Here is a 15,949-nt window from a genome sequence, read left to right as displayed (position 1 = left end):
CGCCTCTATTTACGTGAAACCGTACGACTTTTTTACCTGAACCCGTACGACTTGGTCTGAAACCGTACGACGACGGGAGCAGCCGGTGGACCGACGCGCGGCGGACCGTCTGCTGCTGACGGCGGTCCGGCGAGGCGGTGCATGGGGCGGGGTCCAGGCCGCCACGTCCGTCCTGCTGGCAGGCGTCTACATACTCCTGCCGGCCGTCATGGGCCGCACCGTCGACGCCGTGCTCGGGCGCGGCGACACCACGCCGTGGCTCACGCTGTCCGCCGTAACCGTCACCCTGCTGGTGGTGTGCGACGCCGCGGACGACTACGCGGGCGCCGTGGCCAACGCCCGCTGCACGGCATGGCTGCGGCACACCCTGCTCCGCCATGTCCTCGACCTGGGCGCCCCCGCCGCCCGCCGGCACACCCCCGGCGACCTGGTGGCCCGCCTGGTGGGCAACACCGCCCGGGCCGGCAGCGCCCCGTCGGGCCTGGTGTGGGCGGTGACCGAACTGCTCCCCCCGGTCGGGGCCGTGGTGGCCCTGGCCCTCATCGACCCGTGGCTGTGCCTCACCTTCGTGGCCGGACTGCCCCTGGTCGTCCTCGTGGTCCGCGCCTTCGTCCGCGATGTCTCCGACCTCAACGACCGCTACTTCGCCACGCAGGGCCGCATCGCCACCCGGCTCGTCGACGCCCTCACCGGAATCCGGACCATCACGGCCGCCGGGACCATGCCCCGCGAGGCCGAGCGGGTACTGGAGCCGCTGCCCGAACTGCACCGCCACGGCCTGGGCATGTGGCGCGCGTTCGCCCGGGTCTCCGCACGGGACGCGGCGATCGTCCCCCTGCTGGAGGTCGCCGTACTGGCCGTGGCCGGTCTTGGGCTCGCCGGGGGCCGCATCACACCGGGTCAGATGCTCGCCGCGAGCGGGTACGTGCTCCTGGCCACCGGCGTGAGTTCGCTGGTGGCCTCGGTGAACCGGCTGGCCTTCGCACGCGCCACCGCGGGGCGGATCGCCGAGGTGCTGAGCGAGCCCACGGTCGCGTACGGCGACGCTCGTCTGCCCTGCGGGGGTGGCGGCCGGCTGCAGTTCCACGGGGTCACGGTACGCACCGCCGAGGGCGACGCCGCGCTGGACGGCATCGACCTGGACCTACCGGCGGGCGCGCTGACCGCGGTCGTAGGACGCTCGGGATCCGGCAAATCCCTGCTGGCCGCACTGGCCGGACGGCTCGCCGACCCGGACGAGGGCGAGATACGGCTCGACGGAGTGCCGCTGCGCGAGGTGGACCGCGCGGAGCTGCGGCGGGCCGTCGCCTACGGCTTCGAACGCCCGGTGCTGCTGGGCGGAACCTTCGCCGACGCGATCGGATTCGGGCCGCGCACGCCCGGCGGTGGGGAGGTCCGCGCGGGGGCCACCGCGGCACGCGCGGACGCCTTCATCCGGACCACACCCGAGGGCTACGGCACCCCGCTCACCCGTGCGCCGCTGTCCGGCGGCGAGTACCAACGCATCGGCCTGGCACGCGCGTTCGTCCAGTCCGCACCGAACGGCCGCCTCCTGGTGCTGGACGACGTGACGGCCAGCCTCGACACCGTCACCGAGCACCACATCAGCCAGGCCCTGACCGGCACCGGTCCCCTCGCCGGCCGGTCCCGACTGGTCGTGACCCACCGCGCCTCCACGGCGGCCGACGCGGAGGCCGTGGTCTGGCTCGACGCGGGCCGGGTGCGGGGGGTGGGGACGCATCGGGATCTGTGGATGGAGGAGGGGTATCGGGCGGTGTTCCGGCCGGAGTCAGGGGGTGTCGGGGAGGCGGGTACGGAGCTGGATCAGCATCAGGGGGCACATCCGGCCCCGACACCGGATGGGCGATCGGAAGCGTCACCGGAATCGGAACCGTCATCGCAATGCGACGGAGGCGTGTGGTGAGCCCGGCGCCCGGGGTCCTGCTGCGCTCCACGCTGCGCACGCGCCGCCGGGAGTTCATACGACTCACCGGCTGGTCGCTGGTCGAGGCCGTCCCCGCGCTGCTGTCCGGCTGGCTGGTCGCCCGTGCCGTCGACGACGGCTTCCTCGCCGACCGCACCACCGAGGGCTTCGGCTGGCTCGGCCTGCTGGCCTGCGCCGTCCTCGTCGGCGCCTGGGGCACCCGGCAGTCCACCCTCCAACTGGCCGCGGTCGTCGAGCCGTTCCGCGACGACCTGGTCACGCTCGTCACCACCGGCACCCTGCACCGCTCCGCCCGCGTCGGGCAGACCGCCGACACGGCGGGCGTGGCCCGGCTGACCGAACAGGTGGAGATCGCCCGTGAGTCGTACGGAGCGGTCGTGATGTTCGTGCAGAGTTTCGCGGTCACGACGGTGAGCGTGATGCTGGGGCTCGCCGCGCTGGATCCGGCCCTGCTGCTGTTCGTCGTGCCACCCCTCACGGCCGGGCTCGCACTCTTCCTGCTGGCCCTGCGGGCGATGGCGGCCCGGCAGCGGGCGGTCGTCCTCGCCGACGAGGCCATCGCCGAGCAGGTGAGCACGGTGGCCGGCGGACTGCGGGACGTGACGGCATGCGGCGCCGAGGCGACGGTACGCCGTCGAGCAGGCGCCCGTATCGACGAGGCGGCGCGCGCTGCCCGCGCCCTGGCCCGGCTCACCGCGTTGCGCACGGCCGCGCTGGGTGTCGGCGGCTGGCTCCCGATCGTGCTCATCCTGGCCGGCACGCCCTGGCTGGTGCGGGGCGGGGTGACGGCCGGCGCGATCCTCGGCGCGCTGACTTACGTCTCCCAGAGCCTGCAACCGGCGCTGCGCGGCTTCGTCCAGGGACTCGGGGGGAGCGGGTTGTGGCTGCTGGTCACACTCGGACGGATCTTGGAGGCGGCCGGGGTGGGGGAGGCGGTGTGGCCTGCGGGGGTGACGGGGCCATCGGGGGCGGCGGGGATGGCGAGGACGGCGGAGCCGACAGGGCCTGCAGGGGCAGCACGGAAGGCGGACGCGGCGGGGCCTGCGGGGGCGGCAAGGTCATTGCCGGTGACTGTGACGTCATGGGTGACCGGGGCGTCGGCGGTGGCCGGTACCCGGGGTGCGTCGCCGTCGCGAGCCGCCGGCAGCAGAGCAGGCAGCCCCCGGCTCGCCCCCGTCTCAGTCGCACCGGCCCCCGGAAAACCCCGCGCCGCCGCACCATCGCCCCCAGCAACGGCGGAAACGCAGGACGCCACACGCCCGCGTGACGGCCGTGTCGAGCTGCACGGTGTCACCTTCGGCTATGCCCCCTCCGCCGAACCGGTCGTCCGGGATCTCGACCTGTCCCTCGCATCGGGCACCCACCTGGCGGTGGTCGGCCCCAGTGGCGCGGGCAAGTCCACGCTGGCCGCGCTCATCGCCGGGGTAGTCGACCCACAGGTCGGCCAGGTACACCTGGGCGGCGTCCCGGTCCGCTCCCTGGACATCGGCCGACTCGCCCGGTTCCGCGTGCTGATCCCGCAGGAGGCGTACATCGTCGCCGGCACCCTTCACGAGAACCTCGCCTACCTGCACCCGACGGCAACCCCACCCGACCTCGACTCGGCGGTCCACGCAATCGGCGCCACCGCGCTGGTGGAACGCCTCGGCGGATACGACGTGCCGGTGAACCCGGCCCTGCTGTCCGCGGGTGAGCGCCAGCTGATCGCCCTCGTCCGCGCCCTGCTGCCGCCCGCCCCGCTGGTCCTGCTGGACGAGGCCACCTGCCACCTCGACCCGGCCGCCGAGGCGGTCGCCGAACGGGCCTTCGCCAGCCGACCGTCCACCCTGATCGTCTGCGCCCACCGGATCAGCTCAGCCCTGCGTGCCGACCTCGTCCTCGTCATGGACGGCCCACGTTGCCAGCTCGGCACCCACGACCAACTGCTGGCCGACTGTGCCCTGTACCGCGACCTGATCGGCCACTGGGACCTGATGGCGACTGACGTCCGACGCTGACGACCGACGCCGACGACCGACGTGCAATGCAGCATCCCTTACCACCGGCCGGACTACAGCCAGCCCGACTCCCGGGCGATCCGGATCGCGTCGATGCGATTGCGTGCCCCGGCCTTCCTGGAGACCGCGTTCAGGTGATTACGGACCGTTCCCACGGACAGCGACAGCCGGTCGGCGATCTCACGCGTGGGCGTGCCGTCCGCCGCCAGCCGCAGCACCTCGAGCTCTCTCCCGGTCAGCGGGTTCTCCGCCGAGGAGAGCGCCAGCAGGGCCAGGCCCGGGTCGATGAACCGTTCGCCCGCCGCCACCTTGCGGACCCCCTGGGGCAGGATGTCGCAGGGGCTGTTCCTGCCGATGAGGCCCGCCACGCTACGCGCCAGCGCCCGCCGCAGATAGTCGGGGGTGGCCAACCCGACCACCAGCAGGGTTCGGCAGTCCGGCAGCCTCGTGGCCAGTTCCAGGGAGATACCGAGGGCACGGTCATCACCACCGTCGACGTCGATGACGACCACGTCGGGCCGGTACGACAGCGCCTGAACGACCGTCTGGCTGTGCTCCGGCGACGCCGGAACCACCTCGATGTCCTTCTCACGTGTGAGCAGGGCGGCGAGTGCCCCGCGCACCAGTCCTGCCTCCTCGACGAGAAGAACACGGATCAACATCGCTCCCTACCCGGCCGAACGCGGCCTCCATGACGCAGCGCGCCCCGGACACTCCGACGGCGCCTCACGAAGTATCTCCACCTTTCCACCCATTCACCGGGAGCCGCCCCGACCACCGCCACCGAGTCCACGTCCAGCACATGGCTCAACCGCTGAACGCCCGCCCGGCCGCACCTCACCGGGCTGGTGAAGCCGTCGGCGACGAGACCGGCGATCTCCCCTTCACGGACGGCGAGTTCAGCGAGCCGTCGCTCGGGGCGGGAGTCGGAGTCGGTCACCGCGGGGTGGGCCATCTCGGCCAGGCGGGCCGGCATCCGGGAACCCCCGGCGGCGGCGAGTTGCAGTGGGCGCCGGCCGCCTGCGCATCGGAAGGCCGGTGCGCTCGGCCTTTGGTGGACGGCTCCGCTCCGACGCCGCAACGCGGCATGGACACACCCCACAAAACAGCTCATGCGGGTCGAGGTAACCCTCGGCCCGCATGAGCTGGAAAACGATCTGTGTCCGAGGGGGGACTTGAACCCCCACGCCCGATAAAGGGCACTAGCACCTCAAGCTAGCGCGTCTGCCATTCCGCCACCCGGACTAGGTGTCTGCCGCCTTGCGGGGGGTCATCCCCGCGGCGACATGGACAACAATACCAAGGTTTCGGAGTGCCCTTCACCTGCATATCCGTCCGTCGGACGGCGGCTCGACGGGCGACGCGAGCCGGGGAAGCGAGGCCGATCAAAGGGCTTCACCTCGCGTGATCCTGTGATCACGTACGGGTGAGATCAGCCGGTGGCGCCCCTGCGAAGCGGGCGCCACCGGGTCCCGTCACGGCGCGACGGATCACGTCACGGCATGAGGTGGTAGTCCGGGAAGTTCCCGGGCAGCCGCTCCCCCGCCGGCCCCTGCGTCACCGCGCGCACCAGCAGCTCGCCGCCGACGAACGCCCCGCGCCAGGACGCGCCGAAGCCGCCGAACAGCTCGTCGCGATCACCGCGGGAGCGCGGTTTGCCGTGGCCGACCTTGAACGCGCGGATCTGAGGGGCCAGGCGGTCGTACGTCGCCCGGTCGTCCGTGGACAGGGTGGCGACGAGCGCGCCGTTGGACGCGTTCATCGCCGCCAGCAGCTCCGCCTCCGTGTCGACCAGGACGATCGTGTCGACCGGGCCGAACGGCTCCGCGTGGTGGAGCGGGGAGGACGGCGGCGGGTTCAGCAGCGTGACCGGTTGGACGTACGCCGAGGTGTCCTGGCCGGGCAGGAATCGGGCGTCCGACAGCCGACCCCGGTGCAGTGGGACTGCGCCGCGGTCGATCGCCTCGGCGACCTGGTCCTGCAGCTCCTTCGCCTTGGCGGCGTTGATCACCGGCCCGAAGTCCAGCTGCGGGTACGGGTCGTCCCGCTTCTCGACCGCCAGGGGGTGGCCGACGCTCAGTGTGCGCACCGCTGGGAGGTAGGCCGCCAGGAACTCGTCGAACAGCTCACGCTGGACGACGAAGCGCGGGTACGCCGTGCAGCGTTGTTTGCCGTAGTCGAAGAGCTTGGGGATGACCGCCGTGAGCGCGTCCCAGTCCGTGTGGTTCCAGATGCCCCAGGTGTTCAGTCCTTCCTGTTCGAGTACGTGTCGTTTGCCGAGGTCGGCGACGGCCGTGGCCACTGCGGCGCCGGTGTCGCGGCCGCCGACGAAGGAGACGCAGCCGATCTCGGGCGCCCGCACCAGCGCCTCCGACAGCTCGCCTCCGCTGCCGCTGACGAGGGTGACGGGAATTCCCTCGCGGGCAGCAAGCGCACAGGCCAGGGTCAGACAGGCGACACCACCGTCGGTCGGGGTCTTGGCGATGACCGCGTTGCCTGCCAGTGCTTGTACCAACACTGCGTGAACGAGCACGCTCATCGGGTAGTTCCAGCTCGCGATGTTGGATACCGGACCGGTCAGCGGGGCCCGCCCGGCGAGCATCGGTTCGATGCCGTCGACGTACCAGCGCACGCCGTCGATGGCCCGGTCGACGTCCGCCTGGGCGAGCCGCCAGGGCTTGCCGATCTCCCAGACGAGAAGCAGCGCGAGCAGATCCCGGTGCTGGGTCAGGGCGTCGAGGGTGGCTGCGACGCGGGCCCGGCGCTCCTCCAAAGGGATGTGCCGCCATGCGCGGTGCTGATCGAGCGAGGCGCGTACGGCCTGGTGGGCGGTGGCCCGGTCCAGGCGCGGGGGGCCGGGGATCGGGCTGCCGTCGACGGGGCTGGTGGCGGGCAGCGCACGGCCGTCCGCCTGCCAGGTGGAGTTCCAGAGGTTGAGGACTCGGTCGTCCCGGAAGGCCTCCGGTGCGACGGCGAGGCAGCGCTGCCAGGCGTCGGTCCAGGAGGTGCCGGATTTGAGGGTGAGGGTGGTTGCCATCGGGTTCTCCGCTCTCGGTGCACAGTCGGGGGCGGTATTGCATGGCTGCGGCAGAAGCTAGAGACGTGCGGCAACTCCTGAAAGTGACCTCACGTCGACTATGAGTGATGTCACGTCCCGACGCCCAGGCGGTCCAGCACCAGGCGGGCGGTCTCGGTGGGTGTACTGCCGACCCGTACCCCCACCGCCTCCAGCGCCTCCTTCTTCGCTGCCGCCGTACCGGACGAGCCGGACACGATCGCGCCCGCGTGCCCCATCGTCTTCCCCTCGGGCGCGGTGAATCCGGCGATGTAGCCGACGACCGGCTTGGTGACGTGGTCGCGGATGTAGGCGGCCGCGCGTTCCTCGGCGTCGCCGCCGATCTCTCCGATGAGGACGATGAGTTCGGTGTCCGGGTCGTCCTGGAAAGCGGCCAGGCAGTCGATGTGGCTCGTGCCGACGACCGGGTCGCCGCCGATGCCGACGCAGGTCGAGAAGCCGATGTCGCGGAGCTCGTACATCAGTTGGTAGGTGAGCGTGCCGGACTTGGAGACCAGGCCGATGCGGCCGGGTTTGGTGATGTCGGCGGGGATGATGCCGGCGTTGGACTGGCCGGGCGTGATCAGGCCGGGGCAGTTGGGGCCGATGATGCGGGTGCCCTTGGTCTTCGCGTACGAGGTGAAGGCGACGGAGTCGTGGACCGGGATGCCCTCGGTGATCACGACGGCGAGTCCGATGCCGGCGTCGGCGGCCTCGACGACGGCTGCCTTGGCGAAGGCGGGCGGCACGAAGACGACGGTCACGTCGGCGCCGGTCGCGCGTATGCCGGCGGCGACCGACCCGAAGACGGGGACGGCGATGGGGGTACCTCCCAGGCCCTTAAGGCACTGGGGGACGTCGAAGTCGACGGTGTGTCCGGCCTTGCGCGGGTTGACGCCGCCCACGACGTTCGTGCCGGCGGCGAGCATGCGCCGGGTGTGCTTCATGCCCTCGCCGCCGGTCATGCCCTGGACGAGGACCTTGCTCTCCTTGGTGAGGTAGATGGCCATGTCGTCGTGTCTCCTCAGGCTGTGGCGGCGGCGAGTTGGGCGGCCCGCAGCGCGGCGCCGTCCATGGTGGTGGCCTGCTGGACCAGGGGGTGGGCACGGTCGTCGAGAATGGCGCGGCCACGGGCGGCGTTGTTGCCGTCGAGGCGGACGACGAGCGGCTTGGTCAACTGGACGCTGTCCAGGGCCTGCACGATGCCGTCGGCGACCGCGTCGCACGCGGTGATCCCGCCGAAGACGTTGACGAAGACCGACTTCACGGCCGGGTCGGAGAGGATGACGGAGAGCCCGTCGGCCATGATCTGGGCCGATGCCCCGCCGCCGATGTCGAGGAAGTTGGCGGGCCGTGCACCGCAGCCGGCGACGACATCGAGGGTCGACATGACGAGTCCGGCGCCGTTGCCGATGATGCCGACCTCGCCGTCGAGCTTGACGTAGTTGAGGCCCTTGGCGGCGGCCACCGCCTCCAGCGCGTCGTCGTGCTCCACGCCGCCGTCGCCCCAACGTGACTGCCGGAAGCGGGCGTTGTCGTCGAGGGTGACCTTGCCGTCAAGGGCGAGGATCTGGCCCTGCGCGGTGCGGACCAGCGGGTTCACCTCGACGAGGAGGGCGTCCTCGCGGACCAGTACCTCCCAGAGCCGTACGAGGACGTCGACGGTCTGCGGCGGCAGTCCGGCCGCTGCGGCGATCGCGCCCGCCTTCGCGGAGGTGACGCCCTCGGTCGGGTCGACAGGGATACGGGCCACCGCCTCGGGCCGGCCGGCGGCGACCTCCTCTATCTCCATGCCGCCCTCGGCCGAGGCGATGGCGAGAAAGCCGCCCGCCGCGCGGTCGAGTACGTAGGACACATAGAACTCGGTCTCTATGGCCACGGGTTGGGCCAGCATCACCTTGCCGACCGTGTGGCCCTTGATGTCCATGCCGAGGATCTGACGTGCCGTGATCTCGGCGGCTGCGGGGTCCGCGGCGAGCTTCACACCGCCCGCCTTGCCGCGGCCACCGGTCTTCACCTGCGCCTTTACCACGACCCGGCCGCCGAGCCGACGTGCGATCTCGCGGGCTTCCTTGGGTGAGTCCGTCACCTCTGCCCGTGGCACCAAGATGCCGTGTTCTTCGAAGAGTTCCCTTGCCTGGTGTTCGTACAGGTCCATTCCGGCTCCTGACTCAAAAGTGCCGCACGCCCCCTGGACACCACCCACCGGATGCGGGATAACAAGGTTCATACAGTATTCGTCGACTGTATGCAATGTACCGCGAGAGCCGTTCCAACCCCCTACGAAGGGACAGGACTTCGCCATGCCCGACGACACCCAGGACGTCATTTCCGGTGGTCATCTCGTTGCCAAGGCGCTGAAGGCCGAGGGGGTCGACCGCATCTACACGTTGTGCGGCGGCCACATCATCGACATCTACGACGGCTGCGTCGACGAGGGCATCGAGGTCGTCGACGTCCGCCACGAGCAGGTCGCCGCCCACGCCGCCGACGGTTACGCCCGTATCACCGGCAAGCCCGGTTGCGCGGTCGTCACCGCGGGTCCCGGCACCACCGACGCCGTCACCGGTGTCGCGAACGCCTTCCGCGCCGAGTCCCCGATGCTGCTCATCGGCGGTCAGGGCGCCCTCACCCAGCACAAGATGGGGTCCCTGCAGGACCTGCCGCACGTCGACATGATGACGCCGATCACCAAGTTCGCGGCGGCCGTGCCGGACACGGCGCGCGCGGCGGACATGGTGTCCATGGCGTTTCGCGAGTGCTACCACGGAGCACCCGGGCCCTCCTTCCTGGAGATCCCGCGCGACGTCCTCGACGCCAAGGTGCCGGTGAGCAAGGCGCGCGTGCCCAAGGAGGGCGCCTACCGTGCCTCCACCCGCTCGACGGGCGACCCCGAGGCCATCGAGAAGCTCGCCGACCTGCTGGTCCACGCCGAGAAGCCGGCCATCCTGCTCGGCAGCCAGGTGTGGACGACACGCGGCACCGAGGCGGCCATCGAGCTCGTCCGCACCCTCAACATCCCCGCCTATATGAACGGCGCCGGCCGCGGCACCCTGCCACCCGGCGACCCGCATCACTTCCAGCTGTCACGCCGGTACGCCTTCTCCAACGCCGACGTCATCGTCATCGTCGGCACACCCTTCGACTTCCGCATGGGCTACGGCAAGCGGCTGTCACCGGACGCGACCGTCGTGCAGATCGATCTCGACTACCGCACCGTCGGCAAGAACCGCGACATCGACCTAGGCATCGTGGGCGACGCCGGGCTGGTGCTGAAGTCGGTGACCGAGGCGGCCTCCGGCCGCGTCAACGGCGGCGCGTCCAAGCGCAAGGAGTGGCTCGACGAGCTGCGCGCGGCCGAGCAGACCGCCTTGGAGAAGCGGCTGCCGAGCCTGAAGTCGGACGCCGCGCCGATCCACCCGTACCGGCTGGTCAGCGAGATCAACGACTTCCTCACCGAGGACTCGATCTACATCGGCGACGGCGGAGACATCGTCACCTTCTCCGGACAGGTCGTGCAGCCCAAGTCGCCCGGGCACTGGATGGACCCGGGCCCCCTCGGCACGCTCGGCGTCGGGGTGCCGTTCGTGCTCGCGGCCAAGCAGGCGCGACCGGACAAGGAGGTCGTCGCGCTGTTCGGCGACGGCGCGTTCTCCCTCACCGGCTGGGACTTCGAGACTCTCGTCCGCTACGACCTCCCCTTCGTCGGCATCGTCGGCAACAACTCCTCCATGAACCAGATCCGCTACGGCCAGGCCCAGAAGTACGGCCTGGAGCGCGAGCGGGTCGGCAACACCCTCGGCGACGTCCACTACGACAAGTTCGCGCAGATGCTGGGCGGTTACGGCGAGGAGGTCCGCGACCCCGGCGACATCGGCCCCGCGCTGCGGCGCGCCCGCGAGTCAGGGAAGCCGTCGCTGATCAACGTCTGGGTCGACCCGGACGCGTACGCCCCCGGAACCATGAACCAGACCATGTACAAGTGAGGTGACCCGGTGACGACCAAGGCTCTCGAAGGCATCCGCGTCCTGGACATGACCCACGTCCAGTCCGGTCCCTCCGCGACCCAGCTGCTCGCCTGGCTCGGCGCGGACGTCGTCAAGCTGGAGGCGCCGACCGGTGACATCACGCGCAAGCAGTTGCGCGACCTCCCGGACGTCGACTCCCTCTACTTCACGATGCTCAACTGCAACAAGCGGAGCATCACCCTCAACACCAAGACCGAGCGCGGCAAGGAGATCCTCACCGAGCTGATCCGGCGTTCCGACGTCATGGTCGAGAACTTCGGACCGGGCGCGGTCGACCGGATGGGCTTCACCTGGGACCGCATCCAGGAGATCAATCCACGTATCGTCTATGCCTCCATCAAGGGGTTCGGCGAGGGCCCGTACACCAACTTCAAGGCGTACGAAGTCGTCGCGCAGGCCATGGGCGGGTCGATGTCGACCACCGGTTTCGAGGACGGGCCACCGATGGCGACCGGAGCCCAGATCGGGGACTCGGGGACCGGAGTGCACGCCGTGGCGGGGATTCTCGCGGCACTGTTCCAGCGCGAGAACACCGGGCGTGGGCAGCGGGTCAACGTGGCCATGCAGCACGCTGTACTCAACCTGTGCCGGGTGAAGCTGAGGGACCAGCAGCGCCTGGCACACGGGCCGCTTGCTGAATATCCGAACGAGGACTTCGGCACGGAAGTTCCCCGCTCGGGAAACGCGTCCGGCGGCGGTCAGCCCGGCTGGGCGGTCAAGTGCGCGCCGGGCGGCCCGAACGACTATGTGTACGTCATCGTGCAGCCCGTCGGCTGGCAGCCGATCAGCGAGCTCATCGGCCGGCCCGAACTCGCCGACGACCCCGAGTGGGCGACGCCGGAGGCTCGGCTGCCCAAGCTCAACAAGATGTTCCAGCTGATCGAGGAGTGGTCCTCGACCCTGCCCAAGTGGGAGGTGCTGGAGAAGCTCAACGCGCACAACATCCCGTGCGGGCCGATCCTGTCCACCAAGGAGATCATCGAGGATTCCTCGCTGGTCGCCAACGAGATGGTCGTCACCGTGCCGCACCCCGAGCGGGGCGAGTTCGTGACCGTCGGCAGCCCGCTCAAGCTCTCCGACTCCCCCGTCGAGGTGTCCAGTTCACCGCTGCTCGGCGAGCACAACGAAGAGGTCTACATCGGCGAGCTCGGCCTCGGTGACGAGGAGCTGCGCCTGCTCAAGTCGAACGGAGTGATCTGACGTGATGGCCGAAGACCGCGTCCTGAGGGTGCGGACGCTCCTCGACTCCGTGCGGGCGGGGGGACGCACGGCGCTGACCGCGCCCGAGGGCAAGGTGGTCGCCGACGCGTACGGGATCGCCGTACCGGGCGAGGAGCTCGCGACCGACGTCGACGAGGCGGTGGCGTATGCGGCACGCTTCGGCGGACCGGTCGTCATGAAGATCGTCTCGCCCGACATCCTCCACAAGACCGACGCCGGCGGAGTGATCGTAGGCGTCGAGGGCGCCACGGACGTACGGGCCGCGTTCCACAAAATCATCGACAACGCGCGCGCGTACAACGCGGATGCCCGTATCGAGGGCGTGCAGGTCCAGGAACTGCTCCCGAAGGGGCAGGAGGTCATCGTCGGCGCGGTCACCGACCCGACGTTCGGAAAGGTCGTCGCCTTCGGGCTCGGCGGAGTGCTCGTCGAGGTCCTCAAGGACGTCACCTTCCGGCTCGCTCCCGTGACCGCCGACGAGGCGCTGTCCATGCTGGACTCGATCCGGGCGGCGGAGATCCTGCGCGGGGTACGCGGCCAGGCAGCCGTGGACCGGTGGGCGGTCGCCGAGCAGATCCGGCGGGTCTCGCAGCTGGTCGCGGACTTCCCGGAGATCGCCGAGGTGGACCTCAACCCGGTGATCGCCACGGCGGAGGGCGCGGTCGCTGCCGACATCCGCGTGATCCTCTCCGAGGCGCCCGCGAAGCCACGTCGCCGCTACTCGCGCGAGGAGATCCTCACCTCCATGCGCCGCCTGATGCAGCCGGCGTCGGTCGCCGTCGTCGGGGCCTCCAACGAGCAGGGCAAGATCGGCAATTCGGTGATGCGCAACCTCATCGACGGCGGCTTCGCCGGAGAGATCCATCCGGTGAACCCCAAGGCCGATGACATTCTGGGCCGCAAGGCGTACAAGAGTGTCACGGACGTTCCCGGTGAGGTGGATGTGGCGGTCTTCGCTATCCCCGCCAAGTTCGTGGCCTCGGCCCTGGAGGAGGTGGGACGTAAGAAGATCCCCAACGCCGTGCTGATCCCCTCCGGGTTCGCGGAGACCGGTGAGCACGAACTCCAGGCGGAGATCGTGGAGATCGCCGAGCGGCACGGCATACGCCTCCTCGGACCGAACATCTACGGCTACTACTCGACGTGGCAGGACCTGTGTGCCACGTTCTGCACGCCGTACGACGTCAAGGGCGGGGTGGCGCTGACCTCGCAGTCCGGTGGCATCGGCATGGCCATCCTGGGCTTCGCGCGGACCACGAAGACGGGCGTGTCGGCGATCGTGGGCCTCGGCAACAAGTCGGACCTGGACGAGGACGACCTGCTGACCTGGTTCGGCGAGGATCCGCACACCGAGTGCATCGCGATGCACCTGGAGGACCTCAAGGACGGGCGCGCCTTCGTCGAGGCCGCGCGGGCGACCGTACCGAAGAAGCCGGTCGTGGTCCTCAAGGCTGGGCGTACGGCGGCGGGCGCGAAGGCTGCCGGCTCGCACACCGGCGCTCTGGCCGGCGACGACGCCGTGTACGACGACATCCTGAAGCAGGCCGGCGTCATCCGGGCGCCCGGGCTGAACGAAATGCTGGAGTACGCGCGCGCGTTGCCGGTGCTACCCACCCCCAAGGGCGACAACGTCGTGATCATCACGGGTGCCGGCGGCAGCGGCGTACTGCTGTCGGACGCCGTGACCGACAATGGGCTGTCCCTGATGGAGATCCCGCCGGACCTGGATGAGGCGTTCCGGAAGTTCATCCCGCCCTTCGGGGCCGCGGGCAACCCGGTGGACATCACGGGGGGCGAGCCGCCGTCGACGTACGAGGCGACGATCCGGCTCGGTCTGGAGGATCCGCGCATCCACGCGCTCGTGCTGGGCTACTGGCACACGATCGTCACTCCACCGATGGTCTTCGCGGAGCTCACCGCGCGCGTGGTGGCCGAATTCCGGGAGCGCGGCATAGAGAAGCCCGTCGTCGCATCGCTCGCGGGCGACGTCGAGGTCGAGGAGGCCTGCCAGTACCTGTACGAGCGGGGGGTCGTGGCATACCCGTACACCACCGAGAAGCCGGTGGCCGTGCTCGGCGCGAAGTACCGCTGGGCCCGGGCGGCGGGGATGTTGGGGGGCGGTTCATGAGGTGAGTCGAGCGCGGGGTCGGGCGCCGGGGCGGGGGGGGGGGGGGGGGGGGGGGGGGTGGGTTTGGGGGGGGGGGGGGGGGGGGGGGCCGGGGGGGGGGCGGGGCCCCACCCCGGGACCCGTGCGCACACGAAAGGCATTGGACAGGGGGCGCTGGCCAGAACTTTCGACGCAAGGGGTGCAACTAACGTGACAACAACCGACGTTCCACGGGTCGTCGCCTATCGCGAGGTGACCGACAAGAACGGACGCGTCTATCGGGTCGGCGAGTCCGACATCGACATCATGGGTCGCAAACGCAAGTGGATGGTGATCCTGCCCTGGATCGGCATGATGGGCATCTCGTCCGCCGAGTACGCGTTCGCGTCCGCCGAGGACACCCTGCACACGGCGCATCACTGGAACAGCATGCACATCTTCTGGATGATGACCGTGTGGGTCTTCTTCCAGGCCGCGGTGGCCTTCCCCGCGGGCAAGCTGCGTGAGAGCGGAAGGCTGCCGGCCCGGTGGGCGATGATGTGCGGCGCCGCGGGCACATTGCTCGGCTATCTGTCGCTGGCCTTCGCGCCGCATGTCGTCTTCGCCTATATCGGCTTCAGCATGTTCAGCGGCATGGGCGCCGGCATGGTGTACGCCACTTGCGTCAACATGGTGGGCAAGTGGTATCCGGAGCGCAAGGGCGGCAAGACCGGCTTCGTCAACGGCGGTTTCGCCTACGGTTCGGTGCCCTTCGTCTTCCTCTTCAACGGCTACATGGACCTGACCAACTTCCGCTGGGTGCTGGTCTCGGTGGGTGTGTTCCTGGCCGGAATCGTCGCGTTCTCCGGATACTTCTTCAAGGACCCGCCGAAGAACTGGTGGCCCGCCTCGATCGACCCGCTCAATCCGCCGAACGACCCGCGCGCGGCGCGCTCGCTGCGGATGAACCCGCCGGCGGTCCGCCAGTACTCCCCCAAGGAGGCGTGGAACACCGGTCGGGTGGCCCTGATGTGGTTCTGTCTGGCGTGCACGTCCGGGGTGAACATCTTCGGTATCGCGTTCCAGGTGGACATCGGCGAGGAGGCCGGATTCGCGGGCGGGATCGTGGCCACGGCCATGTCCCTCAAGGCGATCGTCAACGGTACCGGCCGTGGCGTCATCGGCTGGCTCTCCGACCTCTACGGCCGCAAGCGGTGCCTGCTCGCCGTGTGCGTCATCCTGGGCCTCGCCCAGTTCGGCATCCTCTGGTCGGCGGACAGCAAGAACCTGACCCTCTTCCTGATCTTCTCCGCGATCTCCGGCTTCGGCGGCGGCGCCATCTTCCCGATGTTCGCGGCGCTCACCGCCGACTACTTCGGCGAGAACAACAACGCGTCCAACTACGGCATGGTCTACAGCGCCAAGCTCGTCTCAGGTCTGGGCGCGGGCATGGGCGCCGTGGTCGTCAGTGCCTGGGGGCACTCCGGTGCCTTCATCCTGGCCGGCTCCATCTCGCTCTTCGCCGGCTGCGTGGCACTGTTCCTCAGCCCGCCGGGACGTGACAAGGAAACGCGCATCGCTCCCAACCCACAACCGCTCGGCGAGGACATGGCCTGA

10 protein-coding genes and 1 tRNA gene are annotated in these 15,949 nt (G+C 70.1%); 6 read left to right on the top strand and 5 right to left on the bottom strand.

Annotation, left to right across the window (positions count from 1 at the left end):
- The first annotated feature begins 85 nt into the window (after positions 1-85).
- Together EHO50_RS30025 and EHO50_RS30020 are read left to right on the top strand one after the other, a co-directional pair.
- Positions 86-1,924, top strand: a complete 1,839-nt coding sequence (locus tag EHO50_RS30025) for an ABC transporter ATP-binding protein (RefSeq protein WP_128434337.1) — start codon at positions 86-88, stop codon at positions 1,922-1,924.
- Entirely contained in the window at positions 1,921-3,942 is a 2,022-nt protein-coding gene (locus tag EHO50_RS30020; protein ID WP_246101557.1) for an ATP-binding cassette domain-containing protein, read from the top strand. The genes EHO50_RS30025 and EHO50_RS30020 overlap by 4 nt, the downstream gene beginning before the upstream one ends.
- Positions 3,943-3,995: 53 nt before the next feature.
- Here EHO50_RS30020 and EHO50_RS30015 read toward each other — a convergent pair whose 3' ends face one another.
- From EHO50_RS30015 to sucC, 5 genes are all read right to left on the bottom strand, one after another.
- Positions 3,996-4,601 carry a response regulator transcription factor gene (locus EHO50_RS30015; protein WP_128434437.1) on the bottom strand — a complete coding sequence of 202 codons (606 nt, stop codon included), beginning with the start codon at positions 4,599-4,601 and terminating at the stop codon, positions 3,996-3,998.
- 501 nt (positions 4,602-5,102) lie between these two features.
- Positions 5,103-5,187 (bottom strand) — tRNA-Leu (locus EHO50_RS30010).
- 250 nt (positions 5,188-5,437) lie between these two features.
- Positions 5,438-6,979, bottom strand: coding sequence for an aldehyde dehydrogenase family protein (locus EHO50_RS30005; RefSeq protein ID WP_128434335.1), 1,542 nt, complete (start codon positions 6,977-6,979; stop codon positions 5,438-5,440).
- A gap of 110 nt (positions 6,980-7,089) precedes the next feature.
- On the bottom strand, positions 7,090-8,007 hold the full coding sequence (sucD, locus tag EHO50_RS30000) for a succinate--CoA ligase subunit alpha (protein ID WP_128434334.1): 918 nt from the start codon (positions 8,005-8,007) through the stop codon (positions 7,090-7,092).
- A 14-nt stretch (positions 8,008-8,021) separates the two neighbouring features.
- Positions 8,022-9,155: an ADP-forming succinate--CoA ligase subunit beta gene (gene sucC / locus EHO50_RS29995; RefSeq protein WP_128434333.1), complete on the bottom strand. Its 1,134-nt coding sequence runs from the start codon at positions 9,153-9,155 to the stop codon at positions 8,022-8,024.
- A 145-nt stretch (positions 9,156-9,300) separates the two neighbouring features.
- Between sucC and EHO50_RS29990 the strand changes: the two genes are divergently transcribed.
- The 4 genes from EHO50_RS29990 to EHO50_RS29970 all read left to right on the top strand — a co-directional run bounded on the left by EHO50_RS29990 (position 9,301) and on the right by EHO50_RS29970 (position 15,949).
- Positions 9,301-10,983 (top strand): thiamine pyrophosphate-binding protein, encoded by a 1,683-nt coding sequence (locus EHO50_RS29990; RefSeq protein ID WP_128434332.1) that lies wholly within the window; start codon positions 9,301-9,303, stop codon positions 10,981-10,983.
- Positions 10,984-10,992: 9 nt separating this feature from the next.
- Positions 10,993-12,225, top strand: a complete 1,233-nt coding sequence (frc, locus tag EHO50_RS29985; protein WP_128434331.1) for a formyl-CoA transferase — start codon at positions 10,993-10,995, stop codon at positions 12,223-12,225.
- Between the two features lie 4 nt (positions 12,226-12,229).
- Positions 12,230-14,374 (top strand): acetate--CoA ligase family protein, encoded by a 2,145-nt coding sequence (locus EHO50_RS29980; protein WP_128434435.1) that lies wholly within the window; start codon positions 12,230-12,232, stop codon positions 14,372-14,374.
- A gap of 189 nt (positions 14,375-14,563) precedes the next feature.
- A complete protein-coding gene (locus EHO50_RS29970; protein ID WP_164904978.1) occupies positions 14,564-15,949 on the top strand; it encodes an OFA family MFS transporter in 1,386 nt (461 codons plus the stop codon).

Source organism: Streptomyces cyaneus, from assembly GCF_004028635.1.
GTDB classification, from domain to species: Bacteria; Actinomycetota; Actinomycetes; order Streptomycetales; family Streptomycetaceae; genus Streptomyces; species Streptomyces cyaneus.
Note: the sequence above shows the minus strand (reverse complement) of the source record. Positions and strands in the feature narration are given on the sequence as shown.

Bases quoted from the DNA above. Each gene is read 5' to 3' on its own strand.
- EHO50_RS29980 (WP_128434435.1), top strand. From the start codon at position 12,230: ATGGCCGAAGACCGCGTCCTGAGGGTGCGGACGCTCCTCGACTCCGTG.
- sucC (WP_128434333.1), bottom strand. From the start codon at position 9,155: ATGGACCTGTACGAACACCAGGCAAGGGAACTCTTCGAAGAACACGGC.
- EHO50_RS29990 (WP_128434332.1), top strand. From the start codon at position 9,301: ATGCCCGACGACACCCAGGACGTCATTTCCGGTGGTCATCTCGTTGCC.
- sucD (WP_128434334.1), bottom strand. From the start codon at position 8,007: ATGGCCATCTACCTCACCAAGGAGAGCAAGGTCCTCGTCCAGGGCATG.
- EHO50_RS30005 (WP_128434335.1), bottom strand. From the start codon at position 6,979: ATGGCAACCACCCTCACCCTCAAATCCGGCACCTCCTGGACCGACGCC.